The 14,431-nt window shown below is 62.7% G+C and carries 14 protein-coding genes; 5 read left to right on the forward strand and 9 right to left on the reverse strand.

Annotated features, from left to right (window positions below):
* The first annotated feature begins 95 nt into the window (after nucleotides 1-95).
* Nucleotides 96-1,556: an MFS transporter gene (locus M2375_RS16445; RefSeq protein WP_259168946.1), complete on the forward strand. Its 1,461-nt coding sequence runs from the start codon at nucleotides 96-98 to the stop codon at nucleotides 1,554-1,556.
* A 26-nt stretch (nucleotides 1,557-1,582) separates the two neighbouring features.
* Here the strand turns inward: M2375_RS16445 and M2375_RS16450 are convergent, their stop codons facing one another.
* Complete coding sequence (locus M2375_RS16450; protein WP_259168947.1) at nucleotides 1,583-2,221, reverse strand: metalloregulator ArsR/SmtB family transcription factor; 639 nt, start codon at nucleotides 2,219-2,221, stop codon at nucleotides 1,583-1,585.
* A gap of 88 nt (nucleotides 2,222-2,309) precedes the next feature.
* Between M2375_RS16450 and M2375_RS16455 the strand changes: the two genes are divergently transcribed.
* Nucleotides 2,310-3,764: an MFS transporter gene (locus tag M2375_RS16455; protein ID WP_259168948.1), complete on the forward strand. Its 1,455-nt coding sequence runs from the start codon at nucleotides 2,310-2,312 to the stop codon at nucleotides 3,762-3,764.
* A gap of 67 nt (nucleotides 3,765-3,831) precedes the next feature.
* On the opposite strand, the gene M2375_RS16460 is transcribed toward M2375_RS16455, so the two are convergent.
* The 5 genes from M2375_RS16460 to M2375_RS16480 all read right to left on the reverse strand — a co-directional run bounded on the left by M2375_RS16460 (nucleotide 3,832) and on the right by M2375_RS16480 (nucleotide 9,536).
* Nucleotides 3,832-4,626: an ABC transporter ATP-binding protein gene (locus M2375_RS16460; RefSeq protein ID WP_259168949.1), complete on the reverse strand. Its 795-nt coding sequence runs from the start codon at nucleotides 4,624-4,626 to the stop codon at nucleotides 3,832-3,834.
* A gap of 13 nt (nucleotides 4,627-4,639) precedes the next feature.
* Nucleotides 4,640-5,524 carry an ABC transporter permease gene (locus M2375_RS16465; protein ID WP_259168951.1) on the reverse strand — a complete coding sequence of 295 codons (885 nt, stop codon included), beginning with the start codon at nucleotides 5,522-5,524 and terminating at the stop codon, nucleotides 4,640-4,642.
* Between the two features lie 116 nt (nucleotides 5,525-5,640).
* Nucleotides 5,641-6,609, reverse strand: coding sequence for an ABC transporter substrate-binding protein (locus tag M2375_RS16470; RefSeq protein WP_259168952.1), 969 nt, complete (start codon nucleotides 6,607-6,609; stop codon nucleotides 5,641-5,643).
* 354 nt (nucleotides 6,610-6,963) lie between these two features.
* Complete coding sequence (locus M2375_RS16475) at nucleotides 6,964-7,686, reverse strand: lipocalin family protein (protein WP_259168953.1); 723 nt, start codon at nucleotides 7,684-7,686, stop codon at nucleotides 6,964-6,966.
* A gap of 143 nt (nucleotides 7,687-7,829) precedes the next feature.
* A complete protein-coding gene (locus M2375_RS16480) occupies nucleotides 7,830-9,536 on the reverse strand; it encodes an electron transfer flavoprotein-ubiquinone oxidoreductase (protein WP_259168954.1) in 1,707 nt (568 codons plus the stop codon).
* 253 nt (nucleotides 9,537-9,789) lie between these two features.
* On the opposite strand from M2375_RS16480, the gene M2375_RS16485 reads away from it, so the two are divergent.
* On the forward strand, nucleotides 9,790-10,212 hold the full coding sequence (locus tag M2375_RS16485; RefSeq protein ID WP_259168955.1) for a thioesterase family protein: 423 nt from the start codon (nucleotides 9,790-9,792) through the stop codon (nucleotides 10,210-10,212).
* A 57-nt stretch (nucleotides 10,213-10,269) separates the two neighbouring features.
* Here M2375_RS16485 and M2375_RS16490 read toward each other — a convergent pair whose 3' ends face one another.
* Nucleotides 10,270-10,659 (reverse strand): DUF4260 domain-containing protein, encoded by a 390-nt coding sequence (locus tag M2375_RS16490; RefSeq protein ID WP_259168956.1) that lies wholly within the window; start codon nucleotides 10,657-10,659, stop codon nucleotides 10,270-10,272.
* Between the two features lie 376 nt (nucleotides 10,660-11,035).
* Entirely contained in the window at nucleotides 11,036-11,395 is a 360-nt protein-coding gene (locus tag M2375_RS16495; protein WP_259168957.1) for a hypothetical protein, read from the reverse strand.
* A 252-nt stretch (nucleotides 11,396-11,647) separates the two neighbouring features.
* On the opposite strand from M2375_RS16495, the gene M2375_RS16500 reads away from it, so the two are divergent.
* Nucleotides 11,648-12,811, forward strand: coding sequence for a saccharopine dehydrogenase C-terminal domain-containing protein (locus tag M2375_RS16500; RefSeq protein WP_404979338.1), 1,164 nt, complete (start codon nucleotides 11,648-11,650; stop codon nucleotides 12,809-12,811).
* A 206-nt stretch (nucleotides 12,812-13,017) separates the two neighbouring features.
* On the opposite strand, the gene M2375_RS16505 is transcribed toward M2375_RS16500, so the two are convergent.
* Nucleotides 13,018-13,317, reverse strand: coding sequence for a hypothetical protein (locus M2375_RS16505; RefSeq protein WP_259168958.1), 300 nt, complete (start codon nucleotides 13,315-13,317; stop codon nucleotides 13,018-13,020).
* On the opposite strand from M2375_RS16505, the gene M2375_RS16510 reads away from it, so the two are divergent.
* The gene (locus tag M2375_RS16510; RefSeq protein WP_259168959.1) at nucleotides 13,318-14,355 is read left to right on the forward strand and encodes a TRAP transporter substrate-binding protein; all 1,038 of its coding nucleotides are present in this window, start codon (nucleotides 13,318-13,320) and stop codon (nucleotides 14,353-14,355) included.
* Nucleotides 14,356-14,431 lie beyond the last annotated feature (76 nt).

The following is a 14,431-nucleotide window of genomic DNA, read 5'->3' on the forward strand; positions in this document are numbered from 1 at the left end:
GTTATTGATTTAAATACCATGTCGCCATGACCGGTCATCACCCGCCTGCAGGCGCTGCCTCAGCACTGCAGGTCCGTATGTTTTGGAGTGATGAAGTGACCCTTGAAAAACCTGTGCACCCAACCGTGGTGCTGCGCCATCCGCGTGCCGCGCTGGCCCTGCTGTCGTTTGCGCAGCTGCTGATTGCGCTCGACGCGACGATTGTCTTTGTCGCGCTCGACGCCATGGGCCAGCAGCTGCAGCTCGATGCCCGCCACCTGCAATGGGTGATCAGCGGCTACAGCGTGGCCTTTGGCGGCTTTTTGCTGCTGGGCGGGCGCTGTGCCGATCTGCTGGGCCAGCGCCGCATGTATGTGGTAGCGATGGCGCTGTTTGGCCTGGCCTCGTTGGCAGGCGGATTTGCCCAGCTGCCCTGGCAGCTGGTGGCTGCCCGCGCTGGGCAAGGGGTGGCAGCGGCCCTGCTGTTCCCGGCTACCTTGTCGATGATCAACACCTTGTACGCAGCCGGTGCGGAGCGCAACCGCGCGCTGGCGGTGTGGAGCATGGCCAGTGCCGGCGGGCTGGCGGCCGGGGCCTTGCTGGGTGGGGTGTTGACCCAAACCCTGGGCTGGCACTGGGTGCTGTGGGTGCTGGTGCCGATTGCCTGGCCTTGCGCGCTGGCCGCAGGCCGCTACCTGCCTGCCATGCCAGCAGTGCCTGCAGGCCAGCGCCGCTTTGATCTGACGGGATGCATCAGCGTGACGGTGGGCGCAAGTGCCTTGGTGGCCGTGCTGGTGCAGGGGCCGCAGTGGGGTTGGAGCGACTGGCGCACGGCCAGCCTGCTGCTGCTGGCGCTGGCCGCCCTGGGCCTGTTTTGGCGCACCGAGGCGCGGGTAGCGGCGCCGCTGATGCCGCTGTCCATGCTGCGGGTGCGCAGCTTGCAAACGAGCATGCTGCTGGCCATGCTGTTCATGAGCAGCTATGGCGTGCAGTACTACTTTCTGGGCCTGTATTTTCAGCAGGTGCTGGGCTGGAGCCCGCTGCAGGCGGGGCTGGCTTTTGTGCTGCCCACCTTGGTGTGTACCTGGGGCATCCGCCTGGCCGAGCGCGGCCTGGCAAAGCAGGGCACGCGCACGGTGCTGCTGCGGGGTTGGGCGGCCGGTGTGCTGGGCATGCTCTGGATTGCAGCCGTGCTGCCGCTGGCCGGCAACTATGCCTGGCTGGTGCCAGGCTTTGTGGTGATGAGCCTGGGCCAGGGCGCGAGCTGGACGGGCATGTGGGTGCTAGTCGGCCAGGGCATTGCGCCCGCACGGCAAGGCGTGGCAGCGGGTGTGGCAGCGACTGCGCAGCAGGTCGGGGCAGCCTTGGGGCTGGCCTTGCTGGTGATGCTGGCTGCCGCGCCTCTGGCCGGGCTGGAGGGGGCTGGCGCCGAAACCATGCGCCAAGCCAATGCCCGGGGCCTGCAGCATGCGCAATGGGGTGCAGCCGGGCTTGCGCTGCTCGCTTGGCTGGTCTGCGTGGCCATGGCCAAGCCCAAACCCCAGATGGCCTGCAAGGCCAGCGCGGCCTCCGTCTGAGCGTGGGCTGAGCGAGGGCCTCGGCCTTACAGGGCTTGCACCAGGTAGACGCAGCGCTGGCCACCGTCGAGCAGGTACTCGCTGCGCTCCAGGGTGGCCAAGCCTTGGACCACCTCCTGGAACAGCGCCTGCTCAGAGCGGCAAAACCCCCGGCAGCTTTGCGCGGCGGCACAGATGGGGCAGTGGTGCTCCACCAGCAGCCAGCCTTGGGGGTGGGGCTCGACATGGGCCATATAGCCTTCCTCAGTGCGGACCTGGGCCAGCTGGGCCAGGCGCTCGGGCAGGCCGGGGGCCGTGCAGGCCTGGCGGTAGCGGCTGCGGGATTGGGCTTCGCGCTCACTGATCAGGCCATCCATGCCCTGCTGGCCGAACAGCTTTTCAATGGCGCCGATCAGCTGCACCGTGAGCTGGGCATGGGCATCGGGAAAGTAGCGCTGGCCAGCGGCGGTCAAGGTCCAGAGCTGGCGCGGCCTGCCGGCGCCTGCGGCCTTTTGCAGATCGGCCTGCACCAGGCCTTGGTCGGCCAGCTTGTTGATCTGCTGGCGCGCGGCCTCGGGCGTCATGTTCAGCGCCCGGGCCAGATCCGCCGTGCTGGCGGGGGCATGCCGCTTGAGCGCCTCCAGCATGCGCATGGTGGACGAGGGATCGATGGGGCTGGATGGCATTTATTTATGCAAGCAATAGCTTGTTTTATTGTGTTGGCAGGGGAATTATCAAAGACAATGCTTGCATTATTTCACAACAAGGATTGGCATGGCATTGTCTCCCTCTTCCTCTTCCAACGCAGCGGTTGCGCAAGCCCCTGAGCCGCCTGCTGGCTGGGCCCAACTGCTGGGTCGCCCCCACGGCCTGACCGCGCTGGCCCTGACCGGTGCCGTCGCCATGCATGCGATCAATGTGCATATCGTCACCACCATCCTGCCTTCGGTGGTGCAGGAGATTGGTGGCCTGGCCTGGTATGCCTGGAGCACCACCTTGTTTGTGGTGGCCTCGATCATTGGCGCTGCCTTGGCCGTGCGCTTGCTGGCCCGCCGGGGCGCACGCGGTGCCATGCTGGCAGGCTTGCTGGTGTTTGCGCTGGGCACCTTGTTGTGCGCTAGCGCGCCCAGCATGCCCGTGCTGCTGCTGGGCCGTGCCGTGCAAGGGCTGGGTGGTGGCGCCGTGGGGGCGCTGTGCTACACCTTGATCCGCCTGGTGTTCCCGCCCGCGCTGTGGCCGCGTGCGATTGCGCTTATCTCGGCGATGTGGGGCGTGGCCACGCTCAGTGGCCCAGCCGTAGGCGGGCTGTTTGCCCAGGCCGGCCATTGGCGCCTGGCCTTTGGTGCCTTGCTGCCCTTGCTGGTGCTGCAAATGCTGTTGGTGCAGCGGCAGCTGGCACCGCAGCGCTTGCTGCGCAACACACTGCCCAAAGATGGCGGCATTGCCGGGCTGCAGATTGGAGCGCTGGCGCTGTCGGTGCTATTGGTGGCCGCTGCCAGCGTCGCCACGCAGGGACTGTGGCAATGGCTACTGGCCGTTGCCGGTTTGCTGGTGGGTGCCGCTGCCATACGCCATGAGCGCCGCGCCAGCCGCCGGCTGCTGCCCCAGGGCGGCACCGCGCTCGGCCAGCCGCTGGGCATGCTGTATGCCGCCGTGGCCTTGCTGCTGATGGGAACCATGACGGAGGTGTTTGTGCCCTATCTGCTGCAGCACCTGCATGGTTTGCAGCCTTTGACGGCGGGCTATGTGACGGCCTTGCTCGCCGGGGGCTGGTCGGCGGCGTCCGTGCTGTTTTCGGGCAAGAGCGGTGCGGCAGGGCGGCGCTTGATGGTTGCCGGCCCGGTGCTGTGCACGCTGGCCTTGGTGCTGCTGGCGCTGGCCATGCCCTGGCAGGGCATGGCGGCGCTGGTGGTCTGCGGCCTGGCGCTGGCGGTGCTGGGCCTGGGGGTGGGCATGGCCTGGCCCCATGTTCTCAACGCCATCATGCACAGCGCCAGCCCGGAGGAGGCCGACAGCGCCGCATCGGCCATCACCACGGTGCAGCTGTACGGCATGGCGGTGGGCGCGGCGCTGGTGGGCCTGGTCGCCAATGCCTTGGGGCTGACCGCGCAGCCAGACCCGGCCGCGCTGGGGCGCTCTGCCGTGTGGCTGTTTGCGGTGTTTGCGGTCTTTCCCGCGCTGGGGGCCTGGTCGCTGCGGCGCTTTTTGCGCAGCCAGCAGCAGGGCTGAGGGCATAAAAAAAAGCGGAGCCACTGGTGTGGCGTCCGCTGTTTTTCGGGGAGTGGGCGGGTGCGGATCAGCTCAGCAGCAGCGCATCATCGGCCAGCTTTTCGCCGCGCACCTTCTCAAACATCTGCAGCAGATCGGGCACATCCATATTGGCGCGCTCCTCGCCGCTGACATCGAGGACCACCTGGCCCTGGTGCAGCATCACGGTGCGGTCGCCCACATCCAGCGCCTGGCGCATGCTGTGGGTCACCATCATCGTGGTCAGCTTGCCTTCCTCGACGATGCGGGCGGTGAGCTTGAGCACAAAGTCGGCGGTGCGCGGATCGAGTGCAGCGGTGTGCTCGTCCAGCAGCAAAATGCGCGAGGGCTGCAGCGCTGCCATCAGCAGGCTGACGGCCTGGCGCTGGCCGCCCGAGAGCAGGCCGATGCGGTCGCTCAGGCGGTTTTCCAGACCCAGGCCCAGCGTCGCGAGTTTCTCGCGGTACAGCGCACGGTTGGCGCTTTTGACGGCCTTGGACAGGCCGCGAAAGTTGCCGCGCTCATGCGCCAGCGCCATGTTTTCTTCGATGGACAGGTCTTCGCAGGTGCCGGCCATCGGGTCCTGGAACACACGGGCGACTTTGTGGGCGCGGTCCCAGACGGGCTTGCGCGTCATGTCTTCGCCATCGATGATGATGCTGCCCGAATCCACCATCAGGTCGCCGGAGATGGCGTTCAAAAAGGTGGATTTGCCGGCGCCATTGGAGCCGATGACGGTGACGAATTCGCCTGCCGGAATCTCCAGCGCCATGCCGCGCAGTGCGCGGGTTTCAATGGGCGTGCCGGGGTTGAAGGTGATCTTGAGGTCTTTTGCGCTCAGCATGTCTCTCTCCTTGTCAGTGCTTTTTCGCAAAACGACGTTTGAGCTGGGGGATGACCAGCGCGACCGTGACCAGCAAGGCGGTCACCAGGTTCAGATCCTGGGCCTTGAGGCCGATGAAATCCACATTCAGCGCCAGCGCGATGAAGAAGCGATAAACGATGGCGCCGATGACCACGGCCAGGGTGGCCAAAATCAGCTTGCGCGACGGCAGAATGGACTCGCCCACAATCACCGCCGCCAGGCCGATGACGATGGTGCCGATGCCCATGGAACTGTCGGCGCCGCCCTGGGTTTGGGCAAACAGCGCGCCGGCCAGGCCCACCAGGCCGTTGGAGACGGCCATGCCCAGCAAAATCATGCCGCCGGTATTGACGCCTTGGGCACGGGCCATGCGGGCATTGGTGCCGGTGGCGCGGATGGCCAGGCCCCGTTCGGTCAGAAAGAACCAGTCCATCGCCAGCTTGGCCAGGACCACGATCACGCACATCAGCAGGGGGCGGAACACATAGTCTTCGATGCCGGCCGGTTGCAGCTGGTTGAAGAGCGTGGGGTCGTTGATCAGCGGAATATTGGGGCCGCCCATGATGCGCAGATTGATGGAGTACAGCGCGATCATCATCAGGATCGAGGCCAGCAGGTCCATGATCTTGAGCTTGACGTTCAGCCAGCCGGTAATCAGGCCTGCCACCGCGCCTGCCAACGTGGCACCGATGGTGGCCAGAAAGGGGCTGTAGCCACCGGTGATCATCACCGCGCAGACGGCGGCACCCAAGGGGAAGCTGCCATCGACCGTCAGGTCAGGAAAGCGCAGCAGGCGAAAGGAGATGAACACACCGAGCGCCACCAGCGCAAAGATCAGGCCGATCTCGATGGCTCCCAAAAATGAAAATAAGGTCATGGAGTTTTCTTGTCAGAGGTAGTCCGGATAACAAACAAGCCCCGCTTCTGGCGGGGCTGCGTCTTGTCACCCCCTGCGCTGCGCTGGTTGCACAGCGGCAGGCGAGGCGGCATCCATCACTGAATGACTTTGGCAGCCGACTTGATCAGCTCGTCGGACAGCTTGATGCCTTGCTTTTCAGCGGCGCCGGGGTTCACGTACAGCTCCATCTTGGTCGAGACTTCGGTCTTGATGTCGCCTGGCTTTTCACCCTTGAGGATGCGTGCCACCATGCGGCCGGTCTGCTCGCCCAGATCGCGGTAGTTGATACCCAGCGCTGCCACAGCGCCACGGGCCACGGAGTCGGTGTCCGAAGCCACCAAAGGCAGCTTGGAGTCCTGGCCCACCTTGACCAGGGCTTCATAGGAGGACACCACGTTGTTATCGGTGTTGGTGTAGATCACATCGGCCTTGCCCACCAGCGAGCGCGCTGCGCTGGAGACGTCAACCGAGCGGGGAGCGGCCGCTTCAACCAGGGTCATGCCCAGCTTGGGCAGCAATTCCTTCAGCTCTTTCACCACCACGGCGGAGTTGGCCTCCCCCGGGTTGTAGACCATGCCGACGCGCTTGGCATTGGGCACTACTTTTTTGAGCAGCTCCATTTGCTTGTCCAGCGCCAACAGATCGGACACGCCGGTCACATTGGTTTTGGAAGGCTCCCAGCTGGGGATCAACTTGGCGGCGACGGGATCCGTGATAGCGGAGAAGACGACTGGCACCGTCTTGGTAGAGGCGACTACGGCTTGTGCGGATGGCGTGGCAATGGCAACGATGGCATCGGGCTTGTCACCGACAAACTTGCGGGCGATTTGTGCGGCCGTGCCTGGGTTGCCCTGGGCGCTTTGGTACTGCCACTTGAGGTTCTTGCCCTCTTCGAAGCCTTCGGCCTTGAGTGCCGCCTTGACGCCGTCGCGCACTGCATCCAGCGCAGGGTGTTCGACGATCGCTGTCACCGCCACAGATTTCTGATCTGCAGCCTGCGCAGGAGCGATGGCCGCGATTGCCAACGCCACAGCGCCCAGAGGGGCCCAAGCCAATTTCTTCATGCGTATATCTCCGCCAGGTTTGTTGAATAGCGCGCGGCAGTGGCTGCGCCAAGCTGCCGCTTTATCCGCCCCTGTCATGACAGGTGGCAAACGGGTAGCAGCAGTCTACACCCCGCTACCCGGGGGACGACACATTTGTGATCTATGGGATTGCCCTAGTTGCAAGGGCGGTTGAAAAGCTGTGCTGCATTGCGCGGGTTGCCCTGGTCTTGCAGTAATATTTCTTTTATTGGTCTTATGCGTCAATAAAAGTGTGTATGACTTCGAAATATGCAGCGGGCTGGCAATAAAACTGTGTCGCCTTTTCTGCCCTCAGGAGGCTGCTGAACAGGGTATTGGTGGCACCCAGGGTATTCACCGGGGTGGCGTTTCTTGGTCCGGGCCGGGCCAGCGCAACGGCGCTTTGAGCAGCTGCATGCGGTTGGCAAGCTGCTCCAGTGAGCTGCGCAGCTCAGGCTCCAGATCGCTGCGGCGGCTCAGGATGGAAAACGACTGGGGACCTGGCCCGCTGACCATCGCCCATTGGTAGTAGGGATCCAGGGCCACCACGTAGTAGCTGACACCAAAGGGCCCGAAACGGCTGATGCTGAAATGCACGGGCATGCGCAGCTGGTAATGGCTGCTCAGGGCCGCTCCCTTGGGATCGACCGGGGCCATGTAGTCTTGCCGGCGATCCCAGCGATTGGTGAGCGGGTCGTAGGAGGTGGCAATCACCCGCACCCCGCCGTCGTAGCGCTGCAAGAACTCATAGCGCTCGCGGGTGCGCAGGGCGTCCTGGGGCTCGTCGACTTTGGCGACCTTGTACCACAGGCCCATGAAGCGCTCCAGGTCCAATTCTGCGGCGGAGGTGAGGGGCGCGGGCGCTGGGGGTGGGGCGCGAGCGGGCACAGGCACCGCCGCAGACACAGCCGAGCTGGTCGCAGCAGGCGGCGTGGCTCTTTTGGGGCGTTTGGCGTGGGCCGGCGGGGCGGCCATGGCGCTGCTGGCGAAGACCAGGCCGGCGAGCAGGCCGCAACAGGCCTTCAGCCAGCTGCGGCCTTGGGCAGCGCTGGACGAGCCGGATGCTGGGTGGGGCATATGTCGGGCAGAGCGGCGGGGGAGGCGAGACCAGACAAGCATGGCCCATTGTCAGCCTGCGCAGCAAGGCCTGCTTGTCGTCCAAATCCGGCAATGCAGGGCAGTTCGGCCGGTATTTGCCCTGCCATGAAAACCCGGGGGGCTTACATGCCTGCGTAGTTGGGTCCGCCGCCGCCTTCCGGTGTCACCCAGACAATGTTCTGGGTGGGGTCCTTGATATCGCAGGTCTTGCAGTGCACGCAGTTTTGTGCATTGATCTGCAGGCGCTGGGCGTCGCCGCCCTGGCTCTCGTCGGGCACAAACTCGTACACGCCTGCCGGGCAGTATCGCTGCTCGGGGCCGGCATACTTGGCCAGGTTGATCTGCACCGGCACGCTGGCATCTTTCAAGGTCAGATGGGCGGGCTGGTCTTCAGCATGGTTGGTGCTGCTGATGAAGACGCTGGAGAGCCGGTCGAATGTCAGCTTGCCATCGGGCTTGGGGTAGACAATCGGTTTGCACTCGGCCGCCGGCTTCAGGTAGGCATGGTCGGGCTTGTTGCGGTGCAGGGTCCAAGGCATGTTGCCGCGCAGCAAGAACTGCTCCAGGCCGTTCATGATGGAGGCCGTGACCAGGCCCTTCTTGAACCAGCTCTTGAAGTTGCGGCTCTTGTTGAGCTCTTCATGCAGCCAGCTCTTTTCAAAGGCTGCCGGGTAAGCGCTCAGTTCATCGCCTTGGCGGCCAGCGGCGATGGCCTCAAAGGCGGCCTCTGCCGCCAGCATGCCGGTCTTGATGGCAGCGTGGCTGCCCTTGATGCGGCTGACGTTCAGGAAGCCTGCATCGCAGCCCACCAGTGCACCGCCTGGGAACACCGTCTTGGGCAGGCTCATCAGGCCGCCGGCCGTAATCGCACGGGCGCCATAGCCAATGCGCTTGGCCGGCTTGATGCCCTTGGCCTCATCGCCTTCCAGGTAGTAGCGGATGTTGGGATGGGTCTTCCAGCGCTGCATCTCCTCGAACGGAGACAGGTAGGGGTTGGCGTAATCCAGACCGGTGATGAAGCCCAGGGTGACTTTGTTGTCATCGAGGTGGTAGAGGAAGGCACCACCGTAGGTGTCGTTGTTCATCGGCCAGCCGGCGGTGTGCATCACAAAACCGGGCTGGTGGCGCTGGGGATCGATCTCCCACAGCTCCTTGACCCCCAGGCCATAAGTCTGCGGGTCCTTGCCCTCGTCGAGCTTGAACTTGGCAATCAGCTGCTTGCCCAGGTTGCCGCGCGAGCCTTCGGCAAAGATGGTGTACTTGCCATGCAGTTCCATGCCGAGCTGGAACTCGCCGGTGGGCTCACCGTTCTTGCCCACGCCCATGTTGCCAGTGGCCACGCCCTTGACCGAGCCGTCTTCGTTGTAAAGCACTTCGGCAGCAGCAAAGCCGGGGAAAATCTCGACGCCCAGGCCCTCGGCCTGCTCGGCCAACCATTTGACGACAAAGCCCAGCTGAACGATGTAGTTGCCTTCGTTGTGAAAGCAAGGAGGCAGCAGCCAGTTGGGCGTGCGCAGACCGGATTTTTCGCTCAGGAAAATCATCGCGTCTTCGGTCACCGGCTGGTTCAACGGTGCGCCCTTGGCTTTCCAGTCCGGGATCAGCTCGGTCAATGCGCGCGGATCCATGATGGCGCCCGACAAGGTGTGTGCACCAGGCTCCGAGCCTTTTTCCAGCACGACGACCGAGACATCGCTGCCCTTTTCAGCCGCCAGCTGCTTGAGACGGATGGCCGTGGCCAGGCCGCCTGGGCCGCCGCCGACGATGACAACGTCGTACTCCATCGATTCGCGGGGGCCATATTGGGCCAGTATTTCTTCGTTGGTCATCGGGGCTCCGTACAAATTCTTTTGAAACTGATCTAGCAGGCATGCGGCAATCGGGGAGGGCTGCCCTGGGTTGCATGCAGTGCCATGGATTTTAGGGGGATGTTGCAGTGCGGCAACCGCCTGGATCCTAGGGTTAGCCCTAGATTTGCTGCCTTCTCCGCTCTGATTTCTGAGACAGGGGCTTTGTGGCTGTGAAAGTCGGCGACAAGGCCGGGTCGCTGGCCCCTGCCGCCTGGCCGTAATATGCCAGTCTATGAAAATCTTGCTTCCTGACCACAAACGCTGGGTTCATGACTCGGCCATGGATGTTCGCTGGGGGGATATGGACAGCCTGGGCCATGTCAACAACACCGTGTATTTTCGCTACATGGAAAGCGCAAGGGTGGAGTGGCTGCGCTCCTCGCGCGACACGCCCCATGGCGAGGGACAGGGCCCGGTGGTCGTCAACTGCTTTTGCAATTACTTGCGGCAGATCGAATACCCGGCCCAGCTGGTGGTCAAGATGTTCGTCAGCGATGCTGCGCGCACAGCCTTCGAGACCTGGTACCACCTGGAAAAAGCCGATGAGCCCGGCCAGATTTATGCCACTGGCGGTGCCACCGTGGTGTGGGTGGATTTTGCGCGCCAAAAAGCAGTGGATCTGCCCGCCTGGATGCGGGGCATGGTGGAAGGCTGACATCGCCCCAAGGGATGGGGGGATGCGCCGCGAAATGGCCTTGGTTTGGATGCATGGCTATGCATCTTTACGCGCATGACCGATGAGGCCCAAATGGGTGAATGTGAAACCTGCGGCGTACTTGAGGCCATAGCCCAGTGCGCGGTCAAAGCCGATATGGGCCAGCCAAATAATACCGGCGCTGACTGCGACAGGCGCAGACAAAAGAGCGCCCGCCGTCAGCACCACCAACGCGCCGACAAGAGAGTGTGCAAGGTTGTACGCAATGGCCCCTAGTCTGGAGCCCGCAAGATAGCCAGCAAAGGACAGGTCGGGGGCAAAAAAGAACAAAGCGAAGCTGCCCCAGCCACTGCCGAATTTTGCGTAGGCCAGAATAGCCGCCACGAGAATGCAAAGTCCTTCGAGTCGAAGCAGAACCCGAACACCGCCTGAGACTGCATTGGTCATAAAAATGATCCTCGTATCTGAATACTGAATAGATGGAGACGACAGACCCAAGGCGGTTGTTGTCTGGAAGAACATCGGCTATTGCCATGTGCCCATGCATGATGGATGGTTCTGGCCGCTCAGCGACCGTCTCCACCTATCCCCATGGCTGCCCTTCGCCGTCGCCCCATGCCTGGGGGCGGTCATGCACCATCGCGATGTCAAACGCTTGGGGCGGTGCGACTGCATGGCGGTATTCCCTGCCCTCGCATACATGGCGGGAACGCAGATCGCCAATGGCGTATCCGTGCTCACGCATAGGCGCCCTGCTGACAGTTGGCACCGCCGGCCACGCCTCTCACCCCTGACGCGGGGACGCTATCACCGCCCATCCAGGCTACGTGGCACTGGCCTTGGGCAGGGGCGCCTGCCAGCGCGCCACAAACCAGAAGTAAAAACCGGCTGCGGCAAAGATGGCAGCCATCACGCCCAGCAGCAGTTGCACATCGGGGTTGTCTCCGTAAGGCCCCCAGACCACGCGGCCCAGCAGCACCAGTACGACGATCGCCGAGATGACTGCGCAGCGCCGGTTGCGCGCCCGCGCCCTTTGCTCCGCTTGCGCGATGAACAGCTCGGCATGTTCGCTGTTGAAGCCCGCTGCCTCCAGCTTGACCAACAAATCCTCGCGCGACTTGCCTTTGAGGATGTCGCGCGCAATCAGGAAACGCAGAACTTTGTTGGATGCGGAATCGGCCATGGCGTGAAAAGAGTAGCAGGGAGTGGGTGAATAACAGCGCAAGCGCAGCGCGCCGCCCATTGTGCCTGCCTGTCACAAACCCCTTCAATACCGACGCATTGACACTAGGGTTAACCATGATTTATGACGTTAAATAGTTATTTTTTGACTAAATGACTAGATAAACAAAATAATATGACGTTTTAATATGTTCATATTGACATCGTATGCTTGTAACATTTCTCCATCATTCACCCTGATCGAGAGCGAAAAATGAGCGAGAAAACCAGCAAAAAATCCCGTCATCCATCCGCTGATACCGCGGGCAAGCTGAGCACTGCGGACAAGAAAGTCACCATTCTGGGCGCCGGGAAAATTGGCTTTGCGATGGCGGTGCTGCTGCAAGCCGCTGGCGGCTACCAGCTGCGCATTGCCGACCAGTCCAAGTCCCAGCTCAAGGCCGCTGCGGCGCTGGGTCTGGAGACGGTGCACATCGGCAAGGGCGGCGATTTGATGCCCGCGGTGCAAGGCCAGTTTGCGGTGCTCAATGCGCTGCCTTTTCACATGGCTATCGAGGTGGCCGGGGTTGCAGCCGCGCATGGGGTGCACTACTTTGATTTGACCGAGGATGTGCAGTCCACCCATGCCATCCGCAAGCTGGCCGCCAAAGCCGGCAGCGTGCTGATGCCCCAGTGCGGTCTGGCCCCGGGCTTTATCGGCATTGTGGGCAATGATGTGGCCAAGCATTTCGACACCCTGCACGACCTGAAGATGCGCGTGGGCGCGCTGCCCCGCTACCCGCAGGGCAGCCTGCGCTACAACCTGACCTGGAGCACCGAGGGGCTGATCAACGAATACATCAACCCCTGCGAGGCCTTGGTGGATGGCCAGCCGCTGGCGGTGCATGCGCTCGAAGGCCTGGAGACCTTTGCGTTGGACGGCATCGAGTACGAAGCCTTCAACACCAGCGGCGGGCTGGGTACCTTGACCGAGACCTGGGCCGGCAAGGCGCGCAATGTGGACTACAAGTCCATCCGCTATCCGGGCCACTGCGCCATCCTGAAAATTTTGCTCAATGAGCTCAAGCTGCGCGACAAGCGCGAGCTGCTCAATGAGATTTTTGACAACGCCATTGCCGCCACGCGCCAGGACGTGATCGTGATCTTTGCCAGCGCCAGCGGCTACAAGGGCGAGCGTCTGATGCAGGAGTCCTACTCAGCCCGCATTGTTGGCACGACGGTTGCAGGCCATGCGCTCACTGCCATCCAATTGACCACAGCGGCAGGTATTTGCTGCGCACTGGACCTGGTGGCCAGCGGTGTGCTGCCCCAAAAGGGCTTTATCGCGCAAGAGTCCATTGGGCTGGCGGATTTCATGGCCAACCGTTTTGGCCAGTACTACCGGCAGCAAGACCTGAACGCCGCCTTGGCAGCCTGAGGGCCCAGGCAACGCCCTTCGCTGGCTGGCCAGCGAGTGGTCGCCAACTCCCTTGCGCCATGCGGGCAGGGGCTGCTGCCAGCGGCCCCCGCCCGCTGTGGGGCCCACACATCTATCCCTTTAAAAAATGCTGCTTTCGTCCCTGATGGGGGAGGAAAGCAGCTATTATTTTTGAAGTTTCAGAAAGTATGTGCTGTGACTAATTGCTAGTCTCCACGCATTTCTGTGCTTCGCAACAGATGACTTGCATCAAGCAATGTCCCTCCGGTGATCGATAGCGATTGCTTTGTTGCGAAAGCCACGATAGATTGCGTCGGCTCCTCACACAAGTTGTGACGATAGTGACCAAATAAATCGGATGGCACGGTGGATGCCCGCAATGCATGGTTCGCCATGGGGTCGCGGGCATCGTTTTCCTCTTTGTGGGGCTTTTCAGTACACATGCGGTCTGCTGCAGCAACCTCGGGAGTGGGGCGCAGCGGGCTCAGATACCAAGGAATCGTCATATGGCAGATCACAATACCGACAAAATGCTGGTCAGTCCCTCTCGACGCAAAGCGCTGGCCAGCATGGGCTTGGCAGCAGGCTCTGGTCTGGTCTGGTCGCTGCCCACTATGGCGAGGGCGGCTGCGACCCCGCTCAAGTGCGCCGGCGCCTACACCGACACGCTGTTCCACACCCGCAACCTGACGCAGTTTGCGCGTGAGGCTGGCAGCCTGAGCCAGGGCGGCCTGCAGATCGAGGTGGTCACCAATGCCAAGCTGATGCCCATGAACCAGGTCATGCCGGCGCTCAGCAAGGGCGATTTGGCGATTGGCGAGATCTTCATGTCGAACTTCAGCGACCAGTACCCAGCTTTTGCCATTGACTCGCTGCCCTTTATTGTGCGCAGCTTTGACGATGCCAAGCGCCTGTGGGCCGCCACGCGCGAGCCGATTGAGGCCTTGCTGAAAAAGCAGGGCATCCGCTTGCTCTACACCGCACCATGGCCAGGCCAGGGCCTGTTCTCGCGCACGCCGGTCAACAAGCTCGATGACGTCAAGGGCCAGAAATTCCGCGTCAACAACGTGGCCTCCAAGTACATTGCCGAGGTGGCGGGTGCCACCCCGGTCGACACCCCGGCCAACGACCTGGCCAAGGCCATCCAGGCGGGCAAGGTCGATGTGATGCTGACGTCGAGCACCACGGGCGTGGACAGCCAATCCTGGAACGCCATGGGCATCTTTATCGACATGCGCGCCTGGATTCCGAAGAACCTGATTCTGATGAGCGAGAAGAGCTGGTCGGGCCTGTCCGAAGGGGCCAAGACGGCGCTGGATACCGCTGCCAAGCAGGCCGAATCGCGCGGCTGGCAACTGGCCAAGGACGCCGATGATGCCGCGCAGAAAGTGCTGGTCGAGCATGGCACCAAGATCAGCCAGCCCTCTTATGAACTGCGCCGCGCACTGGATTTGATGGGCGAGAAGTTTGCCCGGGAATGGTCGTCCAAAGCCGGCATGGATGGGGCTGCAGCGCTGCTGAACTACTACTTCCCCAAGAAGTAAGCCGCACGCCAGCGGGTGCCTCAACCGCGCTGGCGCAAAGCGGGCAAGAAACCGCCGAAGCCTTCCTGGGGCATCG

The sequence above is a fragment of the Comamonas sp. BIGb0152 genome (assembly GCF_024809975.1).
GTDB lineage: Bacteria > Pseudomonadota > Gammaproteobacteria > Burkholderiales > Burkholderiaceae_C > Comamonas.

Bases quoted from the DNA above. Each gene is read 5' to 3' on its own strand.
- M2375_RS16485 (WP_259168955.1), top strand. From the start codon at position 9,790: ATGAAAATCTTGCTTCCTGACCACAAACGCTGGGTTCATGACTCGGCC.
- M2375_RS16465 (WP_259168951.1), bottom strand. From the start codon at position 5,524: ATGACCTTATTTTCATTTTTGGGAGCCATCGAGATCGGCCTGATCTTT.
- M2375_RS16505 (WP_259168958.1), bottom strand. From the start codon at position 13,317: ATGACGATTCCTTGGTATCTGAGCCCGCTGCGCCCCACTCCCGAGGTT.
- M2375_RS16490 (WP_259168956.1), bottom strand. From the start codon at position 10,659: ATGACCAATGCAGTCTCAGGCGGTGTTCGGGTTCTGCTTCGACTCGAA.
- M2375_RS16495 (WP_259168957.1), bottom strand. From the start codon at position 11,395: ATGGCCGATTCCGCATCCAACAAAGTTCTGCGTTTCCTGATTGCGCGC.
- M2375_RS16510 (WP_259168959.1), top strand. From the start codon at position 13,318: ATGGCAGATCACAATACCGACAAAATGCTGGTCAGTCCCTCTCGACGC.
- M2375_RS16480 (WP_259168954.1), bottom strand. From the start codon at position 9,536: ATGACCAACGAAGAAATACTGGCCCAATATGGCCCCCGCGAATCGATG.
- M2375_RS16460 (WP_259168949.1), bottom strand. From the start codon at position 4,626: ATGCTGAGCGCAAAAGACCTCAAGATCACCTTCAACCCCGGCACGCCC.
- M2375_RS16470 (WP_259168952.1), bottom strand. From the start codon at position 6,609: ATGAAGAAATTGGCTTGGGCCCCTCTGGGCGCTGTGGCGTTGGCAATC.
- M2375_RS16455 (WP_259168948.1), top strand. From the start codon at position 2,310: ATGGCATTGTCTCCCTCTTCCTCTTCCAACGCAGCGGTTGCGCAAGCC.
- M2375_RS16500 (WP_404979338.1), top strand. From the start codon at position 11,648: ATGAGCGAGAAAACCAGCAAAAAATCCCGTCATCCATCCGCTGATACC.
- M2375_RS16450 (WP_259168947.1), bottom strand. From the start codon at position 2,221: ATGCCATCCAGCCCCATCGATCCCTCGTCCACCATGCGCATGCTGGAG.
- M2375_RS16475 (WP_259168953.1), bottom strand. From the start codon at position 7,686: ATGCCCCACCCAGCATCCGGCTCGTCCAGCGCTGCCCAAGGCCGCAGC.